This is a genomic window from Pseudomonas sp. VMV1, assembly GCF_056790235.1.
On sequence record NZ_JBXGSE010000001.1, the window covers coordinates 766,682 to 788,172 of the forward strand.

General features: G+C 64.6%; 22 protein-coding genes and 1 tRNA gene. 13 read left to right on the forward strand and 10 right to left on the reverse strand.

The window, feature by feature from the left end; genetic code table 11:
* Positions 1-3: 3 nt before the first annotated feature.
* Both metG and ACUCV0_RS03595 read right to left on the reverse strand, forming a co-directional pair.
* Entirely contained in the window at positions 4-2,043 is a 2,040-nt protein-coding gene (metG, locus tag ACUCV0_RS03590) for a methionine--tRNA ligase (RefSeq protein ID WP_482212017.1), read from the reverse strand.
* A gap of 221 nt (positions 2,044-2,264) precedes the next feature.
* Positions 2,265-3,416 carry a M14-type cytosolic carboxypeptidase gene (locus tag ACUCV0_RS03595; protein ID WP_313648905.1) on the reverse strand — a complete coding sequence of 384 codons (1,152 nt, stop codon included), beginning with the start codon at positions 3,414-3,416 and terminating at the stop codon, positions 2,265-2,267.
* A gap of 122 nt (positions 3,417-3,538) precedes the next feature.
* Here ACUCV0_RS03595 and apbC point away from each other — a divergent pair, with 122 nt between their 5' ends.
* The 5 genes from apbC to ACUCV0_RS03620 all read left to right on the forward strand — a co-directional run bounded on the left by apbC (position 3,539) and on the right by ACUCV0_RS03620 (position 8,090).
* Positions 3,539-4,633, forward strand: coding sequence for an iron-sulfur cluster carrier protein ApbC (gene apbC, locus ACUCV0_RS03600; RefSeq protein ID WP_059314426.1), 1,095 nt, complete (start codon positions 3,539-3,541; stop codon positions 4,631-4,633).
* 82 nt (positions 4,634-4,715) lie between these two features.
* Positions 4,716-5,282: a dCTP deaminase gene (gene dcd, locus ACUCV0_RS03605; protein WP_007162761.1), complete on the forward strand. Its 567-nt coding sequence runs from the start codon at positions 4,716-4,718 to the stop codon at positions 5,280-5,282.
* Positions 5,283-5,397: 115 nt separating this feature from the next.
* A complete protein-coding gene (locus tag ACUCV0_RS03610; protein ID WP_017640322.1) occupies positions 5,398-6,327 on the forward strand; it encodes a chemotaxis protein CheV in 930 nt (309 codons plus the stop codon).
* 72 nt (positions 6,328-6,399) lie between these two features.
* A complete protein-coding gene (locus ACUCV0_RS03615) occupies positions 6,400-7,203 on the forward strand; it encodes an MOSC domain-containing protein (RefSeq protein ID WP_482212018.1) in 804 nt (267 codons plus the stop codon).
* Positions 7,200-8,090 carry a S66 peptidase family protein gene (locus ACUCV0_RS03620; RefSeq protein ID WP_454252837.1) on the forward strand — a complete coding sequence of 297 codons (891 nt, stop codon included), beginning with the start codon at positions 7,200-7,202 and terminating at the stop codon, positions 8,088-8,090. Before ACUCV0_RS03615 ends, ACUCV0_RS03620 begins: the two co-directional genes overlap by 4 nt.
* Positions 8,091-8,111: 21 nt before the next feature.
* Here the strand turns inward: ACUCV0_RS03620 and ACUCV0_RS03625 are convergent, their stop codons facing one another.
* Complete coding sequence (locus ACUCV0_RS03625) at positions 8,112-9,965, reverse strand: pyruvate kinase (RefSeq protein WP_482212019.1); 1,854 nt, start codon at positions 9,963-9,965, stop codon at positions 8,112-8,114.
* Positions 9,966-10,178: 213 nt separating this feature from the next.
* Between ACUCV0_RS03625 and nadA the strand changes: the two genes are divergently transcribed.
* Positions 10,179-11,237: a quinolinate synthase NadA gene (gene nadA, locus ACUCV0_RS03630; protein ID WP_059316854.1), complete on the forward strand. Its 1,059-nt coding sequence runs from the start codon at positions 10,179-10,181 to the stop codon at positions 11,235-11,237.
* Here the strand turns inward: nadA and ACUCV0_RS03635 are convergent.
* Complete coding sequence (locus ACUCV0_RS03635; RefSeq protein ID WP_059314430.1) at positions 11,234-12,673, reverse strand: M48 family metalloprotease; 1,440 nt, start codon at positions 12,671-12,673, stop codon at positions 11,234-11,236. The two genes, nadA and ACUCV0_RS03635, sit on opposite strands and share 4 nt — an antisense overlap.
* A 96-nt stretch (positions 12,674-12,769) precedes the next feature.
* Between ACUCV0_RS03635 and ACUCV0_RS03640 the strand changes: the two genes are divergently transcribed.
* Positions 12,770-13,024 (forward strand): sulfurtransferase TusA family protein, encoded by a 255-nt coding sequence (locus tag ACUCV0_RS03640; RefSeq protein WP_059314431.1) that lies wholly within the window; start codon positions 12,770-12,772, stop codon positions 13,022-13,024.
* Here ACUCV0_RS03640 and ACUCV0_RS03645 read toward each other — a convergent pair whose 3' ends face one another.
* Positions 13,025-13,498: a peroxiredoxin gene (locus ACUCV0_RS03645; RefSeq protein WP_482212020.1), complete on the reverse strand. Its 474-nt coding sequence runs from the start codon at positions 13,496-13,498 to the stop codon at positions 13,025-13,027.
* Between the two features lie 24 nt (positions 13,499-13,522).
* Positions 13,523-14,083: a glycine cleavage system transcriptional repressor gene (locus ACUCV0_RS03650; RefSeq protein WP_059314433.1), complete on the reverse strand. Its 561-nt coding sequence runs from the start codon at positions 14,081-14,083 to the stop codon at positions 13,523-13,525.
* A 295-nt stretch (positions 14,084-14,378) separates the two neighbouring features.
* Here ACUCV0_RS03650 and dapA point away from each other — a divergent pair, with 295 nt between their 5' ends.
* The 5 genes from dapA (at position 14,379) to ACUCV0_RS03675 (ending at position 18,191) form a co-directional block, all read left to right on the forward strand.
* Positions 14,379-15,257, forward strand: coding sequence for a 4-hydroxy-tetrahydrodipicolinate synthase (dapA, locus tag ACUCV0_RS03655; protein WP_271654486.1), 879 nt, complete (start codon positions 14,379-14,381; stop codon positions 15,255-15,257).
* Between the two features lie 14 nt (positions 15,258-15,271).
* A complete protein-coding gene (bamC, locus tag ACUCV0_RS03660) occupies positions 15,272-16,456 on the forward strand; it encodes an NlpB/DapX family lipoprotein (protein WP_482212021.1) in 1,185 nt (394 codons plus the stop codon).
* Positions 16,395-17,153, forward strand: coding sequence for an MBL fold metallo-hydrolase (locus ACUCV0_RS03665; RefSeq protein ID WP_059314436.1), 759 nt, complete (start codon positions 16,395-16,397; stop codon positions 17,151-17,153). The genes bamC and ACUCV0_RS03665 overlap by 62 nt, the downstream gene beginning before the upstream one ends.
* Before the next feature lie 157 nt (positions 17,154-17,310).
* Positions 17,311-18,021, forward strand: a complete 711-nt coding sequence (purC, locus tag ACUCV0_RS03670; protein WP_482212022.1) for a phosphoribosylaminoimidazolesuccinocarboxamide synthase — start codon at positions 17,311-17,313, stop codon at positions 18,019-18,021.
* An 80-nt stretch (positions 18,022-18,101) separates the two neighbouring features.
* Positions 18,102-18,191: transfer RNA gene (locus tag ACUCV0_RS03675), tRNA-Ser, on the forward strand.
* 58 nt (positions 18,192-18,249) lie between these two features.
* Here ACUCV0_RS03675 and ACUCV0_RS03680 read toward each other — a convergent pair.
* Positions 18,250-18,534 carry a hypothetical protein gene (locus ACUCV0_RS03680; RefSeq protein WP_482212023.1) on the reverse strand — a complete coding sequence of 95 codons (285 nt, stop codon included), beginning with the start codon at positions 18,532-18,534 and terminating at the stop codon, positions 18,250-18,252.
* A 569-nt stretch (positions 18,535-19,103) separates the two neighbouring features.
* Between ACUCV0_RS03680 and ACUCV0_RS03685 the strand changes: the two genes are divergently transcribed.
* Positions 19,104-19,565 (forward strand): hypothetical protein, encoded by a 462-nt coding sequence (locus ACUCV0_RS03685; RefSeq protein ID WP_482212024.1) that lies wholly within the window; start codon positions 19,104-19,106, stop codon positions 19,563-19,565.
* A gap of 27 nt (positions 19,566-19,592) precedes the next feature.
* Here the strand turns inward: ACUCV0_RS03685 and ACUCV0_RS03690 are convergent, their stop codons facing one another.
* The 3 genes from ACUCV0_RS03690 to rfbD all read right to left on the reverse strand — a co-directional run bounded on the left by ACUCV0_RS03690 (position 19,593) and on the right by rfbD (position 21,312).
* The gene (locus ACUCV0_RS03690) at positions 19,593-19,799 is read right to left on the reverse strand and encodes a carbon storage regulator (RefSeq protein ID WP_271654539.1); all 207 of its coding nucleotides are present in this window, start codon (positions 19,797-19,799) and stop codon (positions 19,593-19,595) included.
* An 81-nt stretch (positions 19,800-19,880) separates the two neighbouring features.
* The gene (locus ACUCV0_RS03695) at positions 19,881-20,147 is read right to left on the reverse strand and encodes a hypothetical protein (protein ID WP_482212025.1); all 267 of its coding nucleotides are present in this window, start codon (positions 20,145-20,147) and stop codon (positions 19,881-19,883) included.
* Positions 20,148-20,427: 280 nt separating this feature from the next.
* A complete protein-coding gene (gene rfbD / locus ACUCV0_RS03700) occupies positions 20,428-21,312 on the reverse strand; it encodes a dTDP-4-dehydrorhamnose reductase (RefSeq protein ID WP_482212026.1) in 885 nt (294 codons plus the stop codon).
* Positions 21,313-21,491: the final 179 nt, after the last annotated feature.

Sequence of the window (21,491 nt, forward strand, 5' to 3'; positions counted from 1 at the left end):
TAATCACATCACCCGCTGGCCGGGCTTGGCGCCGCTGTCGGGGCTGAGCAGATGGATCTCGCTGCCGCCAGGGCCGGCGGCCAGGACCATGCCTTCGGAGACGCCGAACTTCATCTTGCGCGGCGCCAGGTTGGCGACATACAGGGTCAGGCGGCCTTCGAGCTGACTCGGCTCCGGGTAGGCGCTCTTGATGCCGGAGAAGACGTTGCGCTTGGCATCGCCGATGTCCAGGGTCAGGCGCAGGAGCTTGTCGGCGCCTTCGACGAATTCGGCCTTTTCGATCAGGGCGATGCGCAGGTCGACCTTGGAGAAGGTGTCGAAATCAATGGTCTCGGCCAGCGGGGCCTTGGTCAGTTCGCCATTGCCGGCGGGCTGGGCCGTGGCCTGGGCGGCCAGGTCTTCCTTGGAAGCGTCGATCATGGTCTGCACCTTGGCGGGTTCGATGCGGGTGAGCAGGGGCTGGAAGGCATTGAGCTGATGATTGGCCAGGCGGGTGTCGAGGTCGGCCCAGGTCAGGGGGGCGACATTGAGGAAGGCCTCGGCGGCGGCGGTCAGGTTGGGCAGTACTGGCTTGAGCAGGATCGCCAGCTGGCGGAACAGCTCGATGCCCTGGGCGCAGATCGCCTGGACTTCGTCGGCCTTGCCGTCCTGCTTGGCCAGGCTCCAGGGCGCCTTGTCGGCGATCCAGGCGTTCGCGCGGTCGGCCAGGGCCATGATCTCGCGCATGGCACGACCGAAGTCACGGGTCTCGTAGGCCTCGGCGATGCTGGGCGTGGCGGCGCGGAAGGCGGCTTCCAGCTCGGGGGCGGCCTGGGCGTCCACCAGCAGGCCGGCGTTACCCTTGTGGATGAAGCCGGCGCAGCGGCTGGCGATGTTGACCACCTTGCCCACCAGGTCGGAATTGACCTTCTGCACGAAGTCCTCGAGGTTCAGGTCGATGTCCTCGACGTGGCGCGAGAGCTTGGCGGCGAAGTAGTAGCGCAGGTATTCGGGATTCAGATGATCCAGGTAGGTGCGCGCCTTGATGAAGGTGCCGCGGGACTTGGACATCTTCTGGCCGTCGACGGTAAGGAAACCGTGGACGTTCAGCGCCGTAGGCTTGCGGTAGCCGGCGCCTTCGAGCATGGCCGGCCAGAACAGCGCATGGAAGTTGACGATGTCCTTGCCGATGAAGTGGTACAGCTCGGCCGCGCTGTCCTTGGCCCAGTAGGCGTCGAAGTCCAGGTCGTCGCGACGATCGCAGAGATTCTTGAAGCTGGCCATGTAGCCGATGGGCGCGTCCAGCCAGACATAGAAGTACTTGCCCGGGGCATCGGGAATCTCGAAGCCGAAGTAGGGCGCATCGCGGGAGATGTCCCATTCCTGCAGGCTGGCGTCCAGCCATTCGGCGATCTTGTTGGCCACTGACTCCTGCAAGGCGCCGCTACGGGTCCAGCCCTTGAGCATCTCGGCGAAGTCGGGAAGCTTGAAGAAGAAGTGCTCGGATTCGCGCAGCACCGGGGTCGCGCCGGAGATGGCCGACTTGGGATCCTTCAGTTCGGTCGGCGCGTAGGTGGCGCCGCACTTCTCGCAGTTGTCGCCGTACTGGTCGGCGCTGCCACACTTGGGACAGGTGCCCTTGATGAAGCGGTCGGCCAGGAACATCTGCTTGTCCGGGTCGAAATACTGGGTGACCGGACGGGTGGCGATGTGGCCGTTCTCGCGCAGCTTCAGGTAGATGGCGCGTGACAGCTCGCGATTCTCTTCCGCATGGGTGGAGTGGAAGTTGTCGAAGGCCACGCCGAAGTCGGCGAAGTCGGCGCTGTGCTCGCGCTTGACGTTGTCGATCAGCTGCTCGGGCGTGATGCCCTCGCGCTCGGCGCGCAGCATGATGGCCGAGCCGTGGGCGTCGTCGGCGCAGACGTAGATGCACTGATTGCCGCGTAGCCGCTGGAAGCGGGCCCAGATGTCGGTCTGGATGTACTCGACCATGTGGCCGAGGTGGATGGAGCCGTTGGCGTAGGGCAGGGCGCTGGTGACGAGAATCTTGCGGGGCTCGGTCATGGTCTTGGCTGGATCGCGGCGCTGATAAGGTGACCGACCATCATAGCGAAATGGCCGGTCGGTTTCATCCGTGGGGATGGGCGTTAAAAAGCGCGAAGTCCTGCGCGCTAGCGCCAGACAAGGCGGAAATTGCCAAAGAAGCGCAGTTTACAACGGGTAAATGAGCATTCTGAGGCAGTTTCCTACGCCAGTCTGGCCGCCGCGCAGCAGACTTCGAGCATTCAGAGATCGGCCAGCTGCCAGTACAGGGCATTGACCATGGCCGCGCCCAGGGCGGCGCTGCGGGCACCGTTCCAGCCCACATCCGGACGGGGATCGTTGGCGTTGTCCTTGAAGGGCAATTCGAGGGTCAGGGCCAGGCAGCCATGGGTATGGCCGACATACTTGGTGGCGAGCTTGAGGGTCTCGCTGCCGAAGTGACCCCGGGGATAGCCGTACCGGGTCTGGAAGTCCGGGCTGGCACGCTGGAAGCGCTGCAGGAAGGCCTGTTGCTCGGCCTCTTCGCGCTCACCGAAGTTGGGCAGGCCATTGCAGCCGTCGACGAAGACATAGGGCAGGGCTTCGTCGCCGTGGATGTCGAGGAAGAGGTCGCAGCCGGTCGCGGCAATGGCGCGGCGCACCGCCAGGATCTCGGGGCTGCGCTCCTCGTCCGGCTCCAGCCATTCGCGGTTTAGGTTGGCACCGGCCGCGTTGGTGCGCAGATTGCCCAGGGCCGAACCGTCGGGATTCATGTTGGGCACCACGTGCAACACGGCGTGTTCCAGCAGCTTGGCGCCGACCGGGTCGCCCTGGTGTTCGCCCAGGCCCAGCAGGCGGCGCAGCAGGCCTTCGACGAACCACTCGGCCATGGGCTCACCGGGGTGCTGGCGGGCGATGACCCAGATGTTCTTCTTGCCGGCGCCCGGCGTGCCGATGCGCAACAGGTCCAGTGACCGGCCCAACAGCGAGCGACCGACGGTTTCCAGACGGACGGCAGGATGGCGCTGCGCCTCACCAACGAAGGCCAGGTGGCGGCTCTCCGGATAGGGCTCGAAGTAGGCGAAGAACAGACTGTCGTGATCGGGGGTGACGTCCCAGCTCAGGGTCTTGCCGTCGTAGCGAGTGGGAATGCGGAACCACTCCTGGCCACAATAGCTCGCGGCCACGCCATAGTCGCGCCAGCCCTCGGGGTAGGCGCACTCGCCGGCATTGGCGAAGCTCAGCCGGCAGGGCAGGCCGCGGGCACCTTCCAGGCGGAAGTGGAACCACTGGGTGAAGGGCGAGGCAGTGTCAGGACGGATGCGTAGGCGGATGTCGGCGGGGTCGGCCAGGGACAGCACCTCGACGGCACCGCTGTCGAAGGTGGAACTGATGTGCAGGGAAGGCTGGTTCACGCAGGGCTCCACGGGCTGGGGGCAAGCCGGGAGTGTAGCGCCGTGCGGATAGGCTTTACCAAGGACAGTGGGTAGCATAGGCCGCAGCTTCTCTTTCCTATCCGTCGTTTCCGGGAGTCTGCATGACCGCTCCGACTCGCGAGGCCATCGAGGCCGCGCTGCGCCAGTATCACGATCCCTATCTCGAACAGGACCTGCTCAGCGCCGGCGCCCTGCGCGACCTCGCGCTGGACGGTGGCCGCGTACGGGCCCGCTTCGAGCTGGGCTATGCCGCCGGATTGTTCAAGGGCGGTCTGGCCCAGGTGCTCAAGACCGCGCTGGAGAACGTGCCCGGGGTCGAGACCGCCGAGGTCCAGATCGATTGCCAGATCGCCCCTCACGCGGCCCAGCCGCAGCTGGACGCCATGGGCAACGTCAAGAACATCATCGCCGTGGCTTCCGGCAAGGGCGGCGTGGGCAAGTCCACCACCGCCGCCAACCTGGCGCTGGCCTTGGCCCGCGAAGGCGCCCGGGTCGGCGTGCTGGACGCCGACATCTATGGCCCCAGCCAGGGGATCATGTTCGGCTTCGCCGAGGGCACCCGTCCCGAAGTGCGCGATGAAAAGTGGTTCATCCCGCTGCAGGCCCATGGCGTCGAGGTCATGTCCATGGCCTTCCTGACCAATGACAAGACCCCGGTGGCCTGGCGTGGCCCGATGGTCTCCGGCGCCCTGATCCAGCTGATCACCCAGACCGCCTGGAACGACCTCGACTACCTGGTGATCGACATGCCGCCCGGCACTGGTGATATCCAGCTGACCCTGGCGCAGAAGGTGCCGGTGGCCGGCGCGGTGATCGTCACCACGCCCCAGGATCTGGCCCTGCTGGATGCCAGGAAGGGCGTGGAAATGTTCCAGAAGGTCAACATCCCGGTGCTCGGGGTGGTGGAGAACATGGCCGTGCACATCTGCTCCAACTGCGGTCATGCCGAGCACCTGTTCGGCGAGGGCGGCGGCAGCAAGCTGGCCGAGCAGTACGGCGTGGATCTCCTGGCTTCCCTGCCGCTGGCCATGGCCATCCGCGAGCAGGCCGACGCCGGACGTCCCACCGCCATCGCCGATCCCGACAGCCAGATCGCGCTGATCTACCAGGAACTGGCACGCAAGGTCGGGGCCCGCATCGCCTTGGGCGGCCAGGCTGGGGGCGGCATGCCAACCATCACCGTCAGCGACGACTGATTTCGTCCGGTCGTCTTTGAGACCGCGCGGCTATCCACTAGAATGCGCGGTCAATTTTTTCACCCCCGGAGCAAGACCTGCCATGAGCATCAAATCGGACAAGTGGATTCGCCGCATGGCCCAGGAGCACGGCATGATCGAGCCCTTCGTCGAGCGCCAGATGCGCGGCGCGGACGACAGCCGGGTGATTTCCTACGGGGTGTCCAGCTACGGCTACGACGTGCGCTGCGCCAACGAATTCAAGGTCTTCACCAACATCCATTCGGCGGTGGTGGACCCGAAGAATTTCGACGACAAGAGCTTCGTCGACGTGGTCAGCGATGTCTGCATCATCCCGCCGAACTCCTTCGCCCTGGCGCGTACCGTGGAATACTTCCGTATCCCCCGTGACGTCCTGACCATCTGCCTGGGCAAGAGCACCTATGCCCGCTGCGGCATCATCGTCAACGTCACGCCGCTGGAGCCCGAGTGGGAAGGCCACGTCACCCTGGAGTTTTCCAACACCACGACGCTGCCGGCCAAGATCTACGCCAACGAAGGCGTGGCCCAGATGCTGTTCCTGCAATCCGACGAGGCCTGCGAGGTCTCCTACAAGGATCGCGGTGGCAAGTACCAGGGCCAGCGCGGCGTGACCCTGCCGCGCGCCTGATCCGCGCGTCCGTCCTGGAAGCCGCTCTCGGGCGGCTTTCCTGTTTCCGGGACTCAAGAACTGGCGTCAGCCGCCGATAGCCTGTGACCTGACTTATCTTTGGAGTGGACTTTCCATGGCTGGCATTCTCGACACCGTCGATCAACGCACTCAGCTGGTTGGCGAGAACCGTCTGGAAATTCTCATGTTCCAGCTGTCCAGCCGGCAGATGTTCGCCATCAACGTGTTCAAGGTGCAGGAGGTGCTCAAGCTGCCGCGCCTGACCCAGATGCCCAAGCGCCATCCCATGATCTGCGGCGTCGTCCACCTGCGGGGTCAGACCCTGCCCGTGATCGATCTGGCCGCGGCCATCGGCATGCGACCGATCACGCCCGACGAAAACAGCACCATCATCGTCACCGAGTACAACCGCTCGGTGCAGGCCTTCCTGGTGGGTAGCGTCGATCGCATCATCAACCTCAACTGGGACAGCATCCAGGCTCCGCCCGGCGGCGCCGGACGCCAGCACTACCTGACCGCCATCACCCGCATCGAAGACCGTCTGGTGGAGGTGATCGACGTGGAAAAGGTGCTGGCCGAGATCGCCCCCTACAACGTCAAGGTCTCCCAGGAGCGCCTGGCCGATCCGCTGCTGGCCAAGGCTCGCGGTCGCGAGGTGCTGCTGGTGGACGACTCCAGCACCGCCATCGGCCAGCTGCGCGACACCCTGGTGCAGCTGGATCTGAAATTCCACGTCGCCACCGATGGCCTGCAGGCCCTGCGCAAGCTCAAGGCCTGGGCCGACGAGGGCGTGGTGCTGACCGAGAAGCTGCTGATGGTCCTGACCGATGCCGAGATGCCGGAAATGGACGGCTATCGCCTGACCACCGAGATCCGCCAGGATCCGCGGCTCGCCGACCTCTATGTGGTGCTGCACACCTCGCTGTCGGGCAGCTTCAACGAAGCCATGGTGAAGAAGGTGGGCTGCAACGCCTTCCTCTCCAAGTTCCAGCCCGATCAACTGGTCGAGGAAGTGCGCCGGCGCCTGGCGCTGGCCGAGGAGTAATCCTCGCGGTTTCGCCGCTCCGGCGCCTCCCTTACACTGGCGGCCTTTGTCCGCCGCCAGGAAGCCGCGCCCATGTCGCACCTCAGTGCCCTCTATCGTTATCCCGTCAAGTCGACGGCCGTGGAATCCCTGGCGCAGGCCGAGGTGGACGCCCTGGGCCTGGTGGGTGATCGCCGCTGGATGGTGGTGGATGCCGACACCGGCCGCTTCCTGACCCTGCGCCAACTGGCGAAGATGAATCACATCGAGGCGCGCTGGCTGGCCGCTGACTGCCTGCGCCTGAGCGCGCCGGGCCAGGAGCCGATCGAGGTGACCGTCCCGGAGGCCACGGGCGAACGCCTGGGTGTCACCATCTGGCGCGACACCCTGCAGGCGCCGGTGGCCGCCGAGGCCGATGCCTGGTTGAGCGATTTCCTTGGGCGTCCTTGCCGCCTGGTGCACATCGCCGAGAGCCATGCTCGCCAGATCAACACCGATTTCGCCGAGCCCGGGCAGAAGGTGCATTTCGCCGACGGCTTTCCCTTGCTGCTGACCAGCGAGGCCTCCCTGGCCGACCTGGTGGCGCGAGTGGGTAAACCGCTGGAAATGCTGCGCTTCCGGCCGAATCTGGTGGTGGAAGGGACGCCGGCCTATGCCGAGGACGGCTGGAAGCGAATGCGCATCGGTGCGGTGAACTTCGCCGTGGCCTGTCCCTGCGCGCGTTGCATCGTCATCACCCAAGACCCAGTTACCGGCGAGAAGGACCCGGATCGGCAACCGCTGACGGCGCTGCGCGAATACCGCTTCAATGACAACCGCATGTTGTTCGGCATGAACGTCATCCCCCTGGGCCGTGGCGTCATCGAAGCCGGCATGCCGGTGGAGGTGCTGGAATGAGTCCCGTGCGGCGTGTGGCGCTGGTCAGTCCGGCAGGTGCGGTCAAGGAAGAGCTGGTCACGGCAGCGGTCGAGCAGTTGCAGGCCGCCGGTATCGAAGCGGTGCTGGGTGAGCAGGCGCTCAAGCGGCATCGCTATCTCGCCGGAACCGCCGAGGAGCGGGCAGCGGATCTGCATTGGGCGTTCAGCCAGGCGGACGTGGATGCAGTCTGGTGCCTGCGCGGCGGCTATGGCTCCGCCCAGCTGCTGCCCTGGCTGGACTGGTCGCGGTTATCCAGCAGCAAGGGGCGGCCGCTGATCGGCTACTCCGATCTGACCGTCCTGCTGGAAGCCTTTCACCGCCGTGGCCTCACCGCCATCCACGGTCCCGGCGCGCTGGACTGGGGCCGTCGTGACGAGGATCCTGAAGCCCAGGCCGCCCGTACCCACTCCCTGGAGTCGGTGCTGGAGCTGTGCGCCGGTGCCCGTCCGGGCTGGCAGCTGGAGCGTCTCGCCGGTCCCGCCCAGGTGCCTGCGGGTGAGCTGATCGGCGGTAACCTCACCACCCTGGCCAGCGTGGTCGGCACGGCGGCGGCGCTGCGTCCCCATGATGGCGCCATCCTCATGCTGGAAGACGTCGGCGAGCCCTACTACCGGCTGGAGCGCAGCCTCTGCCAGCTGCTGGGCAACCTGACCGAACATCGCATCGGCGCCGTCTGCCTGGGCACCTTCACCGACTGCCCGCAGCGCAACGTCGAGCAGTCCCTGGAAGAGATTTTCGCCGAGTGGCTGGCACCGCGTGGCATCGCCCTCTATCGCGGCCTGCCCAGCGGCCATGGCCCGGAAAACCAGGCCTGGCCCTATGGTGCCCGCGTTCGTCTGGAAGCGGGTCGCCTGCAGGTCCTCTAGGGCAAGCGCGCCCTGGGTGGATCAATCCGCCCAGGGTGAAGCCAGTTCCAACTTGCGCAGCAACTGGCGTTTCTTGCTGTTGTAGCCCTGCATCCGCACTAGCAGCTCATCCAGGGTGGCCACCGCCTTGAGGATGTGCGGGCCCTTGTTCAGCATCACGCATTCGGCGCGGACCCCGGTGGCGGCATCGGTGATCTCGGCACGGGAGGGCGAGCCCTTCTTGGCCAGGTTCTCCAGGACCTGGGTCGCCCAGATCACCGGCACATGGGCCGCCTCGCAGAGGCAGAGGATGTCTTCCTGCAGCGCCGCCAGGCGTTCGAAGCCACCTTCCACCGCCAGATCGCCCCGGGCGATCATGACGCCGAAGCCGCCGCGACGCATGCCTGCCAGCAGCAGCGCGGGGAGGTTGTCGAAGCCTCGGCGGGTCTCGATCTTCAGCACCACGCCCAGCTGATCGGCCTGCAGCCGCTCCAGTTCCGCGAGCAGCGCCCGGACATCGTCCGCGCTGTTCACGAAGGACATCTCGATGCCGTCGGCATGCTCGGCGGCAAAGGCCAGGGCGGCAAGGTCCTGGTCGCCCAGCGCTGACAGCCGCAGGGTGCTCTGGGGAAAGTTGATGCCCTTGTCGCCCTTGAGCTTGGCCCCACCCGGCGCATGGGTGATGCGGACCTGCAGCGTGTCCAGGTCGGCGCGCTCGATCACGCCGCCGATTTTGCCGTCGTCGAACCAGACCGGTTCACCGCCGCGCACGTCGGCGAACACCTGCGGCAGGGTGCAGCCCAGGGTCGCCGGTGTCAGCAGGCGACCCCGGCTGTCATGGCTGGCAGGGCGCCCCGGCGTCTGGTCGGCGGTCAGGATCAACAGATCGTCCTCTTTCAGCCGCAGCACGCCTGGTTGCGGTGCGAAATCACCGATGTGGCTGTGCGTCTTGCGACCGCCACGCTCGACGGTCAGGCGCAGGCCGGGAGCGAGATAGGAGGTCTTGTGCACTTCCGCCCAGCAGCCCTTGGGTGATACCTCGACGACCTCCAGTCGTCGCTGTGCCTGGCGCGCATCCAGCAGACGAATGCGCTCGCCGACCTGCAGCCCGCGCAACCAGCGCTCGCCGACCTGGATACTGGCCGCGGCGGCGGACGGCGCCGGGCGGGGGTGACGCCGGCTCGTCAGCCAGAGGCGCGCCGGATGCCGGACCCGGCCCTGGATGTCGCGCTCGGGTTTCACCTTCTGCACGGCCAGGCCGGGAGCGATGGGGCCGGTGCGCAGCTTGGGCCCCGGCAGGTCCATGAATACCTTGCAGGGCTGGTCCACTTCCGTGCTGGCACGGCGCACGTGTTCGATCATTCGTGTCCAGCTGGCCGGTTCGTCGTGGGCGCAATTGATGCGCGCGCAATCCATGCCCGCGGCCAGCAGGTCGCGTACCAGCGAATAGTTGTCTGCGGCCTCGCGGGGCAGGGTGACCATGATGCGCACCTCCCGCGTGCGGGACGCGGCGCCGAACAGGGTGCGGGCATGGCGAGCCAGGGGATGCTCCGTCCGGGGCACGGATGGTGCCGACGGAGCCTGCCCCAGCAATCGCTCCACCATGCCGACGAGGGTCGCTACGGCGGGAAGCACCTCGGCTTCGGAGCGGCCGAGGGAAGACAGCCCCAGGGCGGAAAGGCGCAGCTGCAAGGCATGCAAATCCTGGTCGCGCAGCGCCAGGTAGGCCAGCAGGTTGTGGGCGCTGGCGCGATAGGCGGGATTGAGGGCCTGCCGGTCCAGGCGCGGGTCGGCGGCGGCTTGCTCCAGGGCGGTATGCAGTCGGCGCAGCTCGTCGAGCAGGCCTGTGAGATCGTGATCGGAAGTCCGGGCGCGTGAGGCGGAGCGGGGCGGCACGAGAATTCTCCAGTAGAGGCAGCCGGCGAGACGCTCGCCGGGCGTTCCTGTCTCGGACCTGCGGCCGCAAGATAAGTGGAAAGCCAAGTGTTGCCAGACATTAGCGGCAGATGGCCACTCATCGAGCAGGATCGCTGCGGTCGACCGTAGGGAGTCGGCGAGGATGCTGCTATGATGCGCGGCCTTGACGACCCCCGTTTTCAGGTACCCGCCATGGCGCAGATTTCCGAACGTCTCCTGGTCCAGGCCCATCTGGCCGCCAAGCAGCCCAAGGCGCTCGGGCCGGATGAGATCGCGGCCTACAAGACCGCCATTGCCCGCGAGCTCAAGGCGCAGAACGCGGTGCTCCTGGCCCATTACTACACCGATCCGCTGATCCAGGCCCTGGCCGAGGAAACCGGCGGCTGCGTCGCCGACTCCCTGGAAATGGCGCGCTTCGGCAATCGCCATCCGGCGTCCACCGTGGTGGTGGCTGGCGTGAAGTTCATGGGCGAGACGGCCAAGATCCTCAACCCGGAAAAACGGGTGCTGATGCCAACCCTGGAAGCCACCTGCTCGCTGGACCTGGGCTGCCCGGTGGAGGAGTTCTCGGCTTTCTGCGACCAGCATCCCGAGCGCACCGTGGTGGTCTACGCCAACACCTCCGCGGCCGTTAAGGCGCGGGCGGACTGGGTGGTGACCTCCGGCTGCGCGCTGGACATCGTCGAGCACCTGATGGACAACGACGAGACCATCCTCTGGGCCCCGGACAGGCACCTGGGGCGCTATATCCAGCGTGAGACCGGTGCGGACATGCTGCTTTGGGAAGGCTCCTGCATCGTTCACGAGGAGTTCAAGGCCAGCCAGCTGGAGGACCTCAAGCGGCTCTACCCGGAGGCAGCCATCCTGGTGCATCCGGAGTCGCCCGAGGCGGTGATCGAGCTGGCCGACCATGTCGGCTCCACCAGCCAGATGATCAAGGCCGCCCAGACGCTGCCCAATCGCCAGTTCATCGTCGCTACCGACCGCGGTATCTTCTACAAGATGCAGCAGGCCTGCCCGGACAAGGTCTTCATCGAGGCGCCCACCGCTGGCAACGGCGCGGCGTGCCGCAGTTGTGCCCACTGCCCCTGGATGGCGATGAACACCCTGGAGCGCACGCTCAACTGCCTGCTCGACGGCTCTGGCGAGGTATTGGTTGACCCGGCGCTCATCCCCAGGGCGGTCAAGCCGCTCAAGCGGATGCTCGACTTCACCCAGGCCATGCAGCTAAGGGTCAAGGGCAACGCCTAGCGCAGGATCTCTTCGCTCAGCTTGCGCTGGGCGATCATCTCCTGCTGGCGGGCGTCGATTCGCGCGGCCAGTTGATAGTTGCTGGCCGCGCGTTGTTTGGCGAAGCCCAGCTGCTGGATGGCCTGGTTGTAGTCGCCGGTCAGGGCGAAGTATTCGGCCCGCGCCTGGTGCACCCCGACCAGATCGCCGGCCTGGCCCCGTACATCGGCCGCCTGATTCCACAGGTCCGGGTCGATCGGGCGCTGCTTGAGCAGCTTGTCCAGTAGCTGACTGGCGGCCTTGGGCTGCTTGGTGCGAGTGAGCATGTCTACCTGCGCCAGGGTCACGGCCAGATCGTCCGGATAGAGCTCCATCAACCGCTGGACGCGCTTCTGGGCATCAGGCAGGCGATTGGCGGTGATGTCCAGATCGGCCTGGGCGAGGTTGTAGCTGATATCGTCCGGTGCCTTGCGCAGCAAGGGCGCAAGGGTATCGCGGGCCTCGTTGAGCTGGCCCTGGCGCGTCAGGCCCATGGCCAGGCCGTAGCGCGCGGGATCGTTGTCCGGTGCTTCCTGCAACTGCGCCCGATAGCGCTTGACCAGCAGGCCGGCGGTTTCCTCGAAATACATCTGGGCGCGGATCTTCATCAGCTGGAAGTGAGTGCTGTCCTCGACGCCACCCTTGGGAAGACGCTCGGCGCGCGCCTGGGTATCGGCGATGCGGCTCTCGGTGACCGGGTGGGTCAGCAGGAATTCCGGCGGGGTGCGATCGTAGCGATACTGGCGGGCGAGGCGGCCGAACATCTCCGGCATGGCACGCGGGTCGTAGCCGGCGCGTTCCAGGTTGACGATGCCGACGCGGTCGGCCTCCTGTTCGTTGAGGCGCGAGAAGCGCAGCTGGCTCTGGATCGCCGCCGCCTGGGTCGAGGCGATGGCAGCGATGCCGGCGTCGCCTCCGCCGGCCGCGGCCGCCACGATGCCGGCCAGCAGCGCCGCCATCAGCGGCAGCTGCATGCGTTGCTGATTCTCCACCCCACGGGCGAAATGGCGCTGGATCAGGTGGCCCAGTTCGTGAGCCATGACCGCCGCGTACTCCGCCTCGTTCTCGGCCTTGAGAAAGAGACCACCGTTCACCCCGATCACCCCACCGGGCGCGGCGAAGGCGTTGATCTCCGGGTCCTTGATCAGGATGAATGCCAGCCGGTGATCCTGCAGATCGCTGGTTTCCGCCAGGCGGTACACCGACCGCTCGACGAACTGCTTGAGCTGGGGGTCGTTGAGGCTGGGGACCTGGCCACGCAACATGCTCAGCCAGGCGCGGCCCATCTGAAACTCTTGCTCGGGCGAGACGATCGAAGAGCTGGCGTCGCCCAGCGAAGGCAGATCGTTCGCACCTTGCGCCAGGATAGGCGCGCAGAGCAGCGCCAGGGACAGCAGGGCGGGGCGCAAGACTTTCATGGCATGACTCGTGGCCGCAAAATGGCTACTTTAGCGGCCCACCGTCTGGGTGCCTAGCAAACGCGGGCCCTGTCGTATCCCGTAACGGAGAATTTCATGGCCGATCTGAGCCAACCCTATACCGGCGCCGTATCCGCCCAGCTCGACGCCAGCGGCCTGAGTTGCCCCATGCCGCTGCTCAAGGCCAAGCTGGAACTCAACCGGCTGTCTTCCGGCGATGTCCTCGCCGTGGTGGCGACGGATGCCGGCTCGCAACGCGACTTCCGGACCTTCGCCAAGCTCTCAGGCCACGCCTTGGTGGGTGAAGAGGTGGCGGGGGAGACCTTCCGCTACTGGCTGCGCAAGGCCTGATCAGGCCTCGTTCAGCGCCTGCGCGGCGGCCAGCACCTCGGCGACGTGGCCGGGGACCTTGACGCCGCGCCAGACCTGGCGCACCACGCCTTCCCGGTCGATGAGGAAGGTACTGCGATCCACGCCGATGTAGTCCTTGCCATAGAGCTTTTTCTGCCGCATCACGTCGAACAGCTGGCAGAGGGTCTCATCCTTGTCGCTGATCAGCTCGAAGGGAAAGCCCTGCTTGGCGCGGAAGTTCTCGTGGGTGCGTAGGCTGTCACGGGAGACGCCCAGTACCAGGGTATTGGCCGCCAGGAACTGCTCGTGCAGGTCGCGAAAGCCCTGGCCCTGGGTGGTGCAGCCGGGCGTGCTGTCCTTGGGGTAGAAGTACAGCACCGCCTGGCGGCCACGCAGGCTCTCGGGTGAGACCTCGAGGCCGCTGGTGGCCTGGGCCTGGAACGCCGGAAGCGGTTGGTCGAGGGTCACGCTCATGAACAGCTCCTCTGCTTGCTCCACTTAATTGCTTTGCGGCCGCCAGGGCTCGATCAGGGCGTCGAGGTTCAGGGCGTCGGCGAAATCCAGGAACTGGTCACGCAGCCAGCTGATCTGGGTGCCGGCCGGCAGCGTCACGGTGATGGTGGCATTGAGCATGGTGCCGCCGGTCTGGGGCGCCAGGTAGGAGTCGCAGACCAGATTTTCCACTTCGATCTTGTGGTCGGCAAAGAACTGGCACAGTTCGTTGAGGATGTCCGGGCGATAGGCGGCGCTGACATAGACGACGTACGGCAGGGCCTGCGGACGATTCTCCAGTGCGGCGCTGCGGGTGACGCCCACGGTAAAGCCATGGCGCTTGCCGAGGCCGGCGAGTCCGCCTTCGAGGCGCGCCAGACCGTCCCAGTTGCCGGAGACCTGCAGGATCAACGCGCTGTATTCCCCGTGCCGGCTCAGGCGGCTGCTGACCACCGCGCAACGGTTTTCCATGCAGCTGCGGTAGAGCACGTTGGTCAGCTCCATGGGATTGGCGCCCAGCGCACTGATGACGAGAAATTGTTCGCGAATCGGGGGGGTAGCGGACATTGGGGTTCCTGGCAGGGGAGATACGACTGGGTTTTGCAAGAAAAGCGTCTACGCATCGGTGATGCTTCGTGGAAAAAGGCGTCGGAATGCTCAGCTACCGCTCGTAAGCTCCATTTCCTCAGCTTTTTCCGTCTCGGCCGACCTGCGCTCGCCAACTTTTCCTGCAGAACCTGGCAAAGGCGAAAGGGTAGCGAAAAGCGCTCGCCGGGGGAATGCCCGTTGGGGGCACGTTGCTTGTGCTGGCGCAGAGGCGTCAGTACCATTACCGCTCTCTTTTTCCGGCAGGAGCGGTTGCATGATTGCGGGGAGCATGGTGGCGCTGGTCACCCCTATGGACGCCCAGGGGCGTATCGACTGGGACAACCTGACCAAGCTGGTGGACTTCCATCTCGCCGAAGGCACCGACGCCATCGTCGCGGTGGGCACCTCGGGTGAATCCGCCACGGTCGACGTCGACGAGCACGTAGCCGTGATCCGTCATGTGGTCGAGCAGGTCAAGGGCCGCATCCCGGTCATCGCCGGTACCGGTGGCAACTCCACCCGTGAGGCCATCGACCTCACCCGCGCCGCCAAGGACGCGGGTGCCGATGCCTGCCTGCTGGTCGTGCCCTATTACAACAAGCCGACCCAGGAAGGGCTGTATCAGCACTTCCGCATGATCGCCGAAACCGTCGCCATCCCGCAGATTCTCTACAACGTGCCGGGCCGTACCGCCTGCGACATGTTGGCCGAGACCGTCGAGCGGCTGGCCAAGGTGCCGAACATCATCGGCATCAAGGAAGCCACCGGCGATCTGGCCCGGGCCCGTGACATCCTGTCGCGCGTCAGCAAGGACTTCCTGGTCTACTCGGGCGATGACGCTACCGCGGCTGAACTCATGCTGCTGGGCGGCAAGGGCAACATCTCGGTCACGGCCAACGTCGCGCCCAAGGCGATGAGCGAGCTCTGCGCCGCCGCCATGAACGGCGACGCCGACACCGCACGCGCGCTGAACGAAAAGCTCATGCCGCTGCACAAGAATCTGTTCATCGAATCGAATCCGATCCCGGTGAAGTGGGCCCTCCACGAAATGGGCATGATCGACGCTGGTATCCGCCTGCCTCTGACCTGGCTCAGCTCGCGCTGCCACGAAGTGGTACGTCAGGCCCTGCGTCAGGCGGGAGTGCTGGCGTGATTAGGAAGCAGTCGATGAAACGTGTTTTAGGTTTGACGACATTAGGCCTCGCCATGGCCACCGCCAGTGGCTGTAGCTGGGTGTGGGGCGAGCACGGTTATTTCCGTGATCGCGGCAATGACTACCTCGAGTCCCGCGAGACCGGCCCCATGCAGGTGCCGACCGATGTCCAGGCCAAGCCGCTCGACCCGCTGCTGCCGATCCCGGCCAACGTGGCCGATACCCAGAACCGCTCCTATGGCTTCGAGGTACCTCGGCCCCAGGCGCTGGCCGTTCAAGGCAGTGGTAGCGAGCAGTTCAGTGTCCAGCGCAGCGGCAATGCCCGCTGGCTGGCTGCCCAGAAGGTCCCAGCCAACGTCTGGCCAGTGGCCCGTCAGTACCTGACTGACAACGGCTTCCGCATCGCCGAAGAGCGTCCGCAGACCGGTGAACTCATCACCGCATGGCAGTCGCCCACCGAGCTGTCGACGCCGCTGGCGCGCAGTCTGAGCACCAACGGCCGCCTGCAGCCGGGCAACGAGCTGCGTACCCGCCTGCGCATCGAGCCAGGCGTGCAGTCCGGCAGCAGCGAAATCTTCCTGCAGACCCAGACCCGCAGTCAGGGCAGCTCCAGCGAGCCGTCCTGGTCCAGCAGCCAGAACAGCTCGGCGCTCGATGACGCCCTGCTGAACCAGGTGCTGGCTGGCCTGGATCGCAGCGAGGAGGGCAGTGGCTCGGTCTCGCTGCTGGCCACGGGTAGCTACGATACTCCCGAGCGCGTGACCTACGAGGTCGACGGCAGTGGCGTGCCCATGCTGGTGCTGGAGAGCGATCTGAATCGCGCCTGGTCTAGCATCGGGCGTGCCATCGAAGGCGCCGATATCCGTGTCGACGACATGGATCGCAGCCTGGGCGTGTACTACGTGAACCTCGCCGAAGGCGCGCAGAAACCCGAAGAGCGCAAGCCAGGGTTCTTTGGCCGCCTGTTCGGCAAGGGCGAAAGCAAGGAAGAGGAAGACGCTCGGGCACGACGCTTCCAGGTGCGCCTCACCTCGGTGGGCAACACCGTTCAGGTTACCCTGGACAAGACCATCAACACCGCAGCACCCCAGGATATCGCCGAAGGCGTGCTGAAAAAGCTTCAGACGAGCATGCAGTATGCGCTTCGCAATCCTGGGCAGCGGCAGTCGGGGCAACTCGACCCTGGTGCACAGCCATAACAGCTATGTCCTGATCGACTGCGGCTTCTCCCTGCGGGAAGCCGAGCGTCGCCTGGCCCGGCTGGGCGTGGTACCTGCCCAGCTGGACGCCGTCTTGGTCACCCACGAACACTCCGATCACGTGCAGGGCGTCGAGCTCCTGGCGCGCAAGCACGGGGTGCCGGTCTATTACAGCGCCGGTACCGGGCGCGGCCTGCGCAAGCCGGTGGCGGCCCAGGGGCTGCTGGTGGATGGCGAGCGGCTGGTGCTGGATGCACTGGAGGTGACGGTGGTGCAGGTCTCCCACGATGCCCTGGAGCCGACGCAATTCGTCTTCGACGATGGCCGCAAGCGCCTGGGCGTGCTCACTGATCTCGGTGAGGCGACGCCTGGTGTGCTGACCCATTACCGCGGCCTCGATGCCCTGGTGATCGAGGCCAACCACGACAGCAATATGCTTGCCTCAGGGCCCTATCCCTATCACCTCAAGGCGCGGGTTGGCGGGGTGCGCGGGCATCTCAACAACCGCCAGTCGGCTGATCTGGTGGTGGAGCTGGCCTGCCCAGGCCTGCAGCACCTGGTACTCGCCCATCTGAGCGAAAAGAACAACAACCCCTGGCTCGCTCGCGCCTGCTTCACCAATGTCCTCGGTTGCGATGCGGACTGGCTGCAGATCGCCGATCAGCAGCAGGGGCTGGAATGGCAGGCCATCGCCTAGGGCGCTGGCCGAGCTTTCTTTAACAGTCGAGCGCTGCCGCACGGCCAAAATACCCACGATCCTATGTAAACTGCGCTTCCCGGCTGTACTCGTCCCGAACCGGTCGTCTCACCTGCGTTCGTCCACAGCCTGCAAGCCATTCGAACCGGAGTCCAAGATGGAAAAACGCGCAGAACTCTACCGTGGCAAGGCCAAGTCGGTATTCACCACCGACGATCCGGATCGCCTGGTCCTGGTGTTCCGCAACGACACCTCTGCCTTCGATGGCGAGCGTATCGAGCAACTCGAGCGCAAGGGCATGGTGAACAACAAGTTCAATGCCTTTGTGATGCAGAAGCTCGAAGCCGCCGGTATTCCCACCCAGTTCGAACAGCTGCTGGGCGACAACGAGTGCCTGGTCAAGAAGCTCGAGATGATTCCGGTGGAGTGCGTGGTCCGCAACTTCGCTGCCGGCAGTCTGGTCCGCCGCCTAGGCGTGGAAGAGGGCCTGGAGCTGACTCCGCCGACCTTCGAACTCTTCCTGAAGAACGATGCGCTGCACGACCCCATGGTCAACGAAAGCCACGTCCAGGCCTTTGGCTGGGCCACTCTCGACCAGTTGGCCGAGATGAAGGCGCTGACCTTCCGCATCAACGACATCCTCAAGCAGCTGTTCGATGACGCTGGCCTGCTGCTGGTGGACTTCAAGCTCGAATTCGGCCTGTTCCACGGCAAGGTCGTGCTGGGCGACGAATTCAGCCCGGACGGCAGCCGTCTGTGGGACAAGGAAACCCGCAAGAAGATGGACAAGGACCGCTTCCGCCAGGGTCTGGGTGGTGTGATCGAGGCCTACGAAGAAGTCGCCCAGCGCCTGGGCGTCCCGCTCTAAACGCAAGCCGCTGATACCAGAGCTTTTTTTGCAATTGCTTGTTCGCTTTTGCCCGCATGGCTGGTATCATGCGCCGCGTTGGAGAGATGCCGGAGTGGTCGAACGGGACGGATTCGAAATCCGTTGAGTCAGCAATGGCTCCTAGGGTTCAAATCCCTATCTCTCCGCCATATCCAAAAACCCCGAACGTGCCATGCACCTCGGGGTTTTTTATTGCCCGATGTTTGGTTAGCCAGCCTTGCTGTTGATCGGGCTCGAAAGGGAGCGCCTCGGCGCCACGTCTGTACTCGCCAGGCGTTGGCCCGAGAATTCCTGCAGGCGCTGGTAATGGTCCAGCCAGAATCCCAGTTCCAAGGCCAGGGTTTTGCGCTCCAGCGGGGAGAGCGAGACTAGGCCATGACGGAGGGCCCGCTCGGCCTGGTCGATGGCCACCTGTTGTCCGGTTGTGCGGGCAGGGCAGTTCCTGATGGCGTAATGGAGAGCCTCTTTGAAATCACTATCCAGGCCAGGCATAAAAGGTCCTTGAGTCGATAAGGGGTCTTCAAGTTGCTGCGCCTTTATTGCTATGGAAGAGATGAGCGCCCTCTGGATCGCCGCTTCAGCTACCTATCTGCAGCGCGGCTTGGTGCCGGTCGCGTGCAGCCAGAACCTGTCCAGATCCTTGTTTAGACGAGCTTTTAAATCAGCCCAGGCGCCGATCTTGGCTGAATACTAGTCCGCCGCAAATCCCTTGAGCGGGTAATGTCGGGCAGCCTGATAGGCGGTACAAAAAGCTGTACCTGTCTTGTATCTGGCTCTGGAATGGGGGTTTGCCGTTATCTTGGATGAATAATCCGGCGAGCGCCGCCGCTTGCATCCTGTATGGATATTGGACGAAGCCGCGGCTGACTTGATGGCTGGCGTTGCAGCGTCTGTCGCCGTCGAGCGGTAGTGGCATGCACCTGGGAATGGCTGGACGCCTTGGGCAAATGGAGCGATGCTGAAAATGTACGCCACAGAGCGTGCGATCCCAAGGGCCGAGCGGCGAGCTGCGGGCCTTTGAAGATGGCTTCGGCGTATAACAATAAAAGAGGAGTCGAGCGATGTTCTACAAGGTCAGCGTGTATTCACGGCCTGAAGATCGTGGGCTGCTGGTATGGCGATGGAAGAAGCAATTTCTGGGTGAGTGGGTGGAGTCGCGTCAGGAGTTCGAAGATTGCGACCACTGCGTCCATCATGCTCTGCAGGATGCCAAGGGGCAGAGCGTTCATCTTGAGACGGATCGCTGCACCCTGTATCGCTACCGCTTCGAAAGCATGCTGCACCAGTACGGCAGTTGCTACTGCCTGAGCGGCGGTCGATCGGCCGAGGCGGTGCTGGACCTCATCGCTCAGATCGAAGAGCGCCACAATGTCATAGTGCTGCGCGACGGCCAGCCTTTCTTCGCCCACTACCGGGCGGATCTGCAGGCGGAAGGGACGCTTGCTCCCGAGCTTTGGCACGGCGTGGAATGGCGCGGATTGGAAGGGCGTTTCGAGTATGCCCGCAATCGCAAGAAGCCCTGATCGTTGTAGTGCGGAACGCAGAGAGGATCAGAAGGGCAGCAGCTCCTGGCGCATGATGCTGATATCTGCTGAAGCCTGAATGCCCAACTGGACGCGATCGCCCCGCAACTTGAGAGCGCGGATGTTGATGCCGCCATTGAACAGCTGGTCCAGCACCTCTTCTTCATCCGCTCCCGGTCTAAGGGATAGATTGATGATTTCGTCGGTGCGCCGGGTCAATACCAGATAAGACATGAGCATCCCTGCCATGATTTCAGTGAGCTGATGATAGCCAGTTCCCCGCCGGGTAAGAACCAGTAGGCAGATTATTAGGCTCTAGTACCGCAGTCTGCGGCGGTTCGCAGCCCGGTAGCGACCTTCTAGCTGCCACCTTCTCCCGATAAAGCCCGCTATTCCTGCCAGTACCGTTGCCAGGTTGACGGCATTGGTCGGGCCGCTGCCGTGATAGCCGGCGATCACCACCACCAGCGTCGCCAGGGCCCAGATGACAATGGTGGCCGCGACGGCCACGGCCATTTCGTTGAGTTCGGGGCGTTGCCCTTGCCGCGGGTGGCAGAAGGAATTTGCGTATTCGTCCGACATGAAGTACTCCGGCAAGCGTTGTTGTTGGAGAGTATTGCCAAGAACCTTATCGGCAGATGATGAAGAGTCTGGATCGAATCGATAGCGCGATCAGCGAAATTTTTGTCGGTCGGATGAAGGGTACTCGTGGAGCCCCGGGTGGTCAGCGCGGACGGTATGGGGTTATCTCCCTAGCGAGCGACGCGTTTGAAAGGGTAGTCACCGGTACGCACGACGAAGTGGGTTATGGTGTGCAGCGAGTGCCGCCCGGCGGTAGTCGTCCGCCGGGATTGTGGCCGGCTCAGCGCGTGGCTTCGGCGCGCTCGAACAGGTTCCAGCAGCGATCGAAGTCCGCCTGCCAATCCGGCAGGGCAGTGGGTAATACCGCCGCGACCTTGCTGCAGTCCAGCCGCGAATAGAGCGGCCGGGTTGCCAGGGTAGGGTAGTGCTCGGTGGTGGTGGGATAGAGGCGGGCACGCAATTCGCCACGCTGCGCCAGGCGCTCGGCGATGGTCGCGGCAAAACCGTACCAAGAGGTTTGGCCCGCATTGGTGAGGTGATAGAGGCCGCCCACATCGCCTCGTTCGAGCAGGCGCTCGACCAGCTGGCGCGTGGCTGTGGCTATCGTTGGCGCCCAGGTCGGGGCACCCTGTTGATCCTCCACCACATGCAGCTCATCCCGCTCCGCCAGCAGGCGACGCATGGTGTTGAAAAAGCACTGACCATCATGGGAATAGACCCAGGAGGTGCGCAGGACCAGGGCACGACCACCCGCCGCCAGCACAGCCTGCTCGCCCGCCAGCTTGGAGCGCCCATAAACGCTCAGGGGGGCAGGGGCGCAATCTTCCGTATAGGGACGCCGACGCGTACCGTCGAAGACATAGTCGGACGAGTAGTGAACAAAGGGGATGCCTCTGTCCTTCGCCAGTTCCGCCAGAATCTGCGGGGCTCTCACATTGATCGCCTCGGCGCGCTCGGCTTCCTCTTCGGCTTGATCCACGGCGGTGTAGGCCGCGGCATTGAGGATGAGGTCGGGTGCCAAGCCGTCGAAGGCTTTACGTAGCGTGGCGGTCTGAGCGAGGTCCAGATCCGCTTGGCCCAGTACGGTCAACTGATGGGTGCTACCGAACTCACGCTGGAGGGCGCGCGAAACTTGGCCGGAACGGCCAGTGATTACAATATTCATGAAACCATGCCTGGATGCCTTCGGCTGAAGGCATACGTCCTATAGATCGATTCCTGAAAAGCCTCAGGCTTTTCCCGCACGAAACGAAACCTGCCGCCTTTGGCGACAAATCTGGTTTTCCGGTCATCTTTCCGGGGAAAGATGGCAGCCGCTGGCTATGGCGGAGTGGGCATCGACTG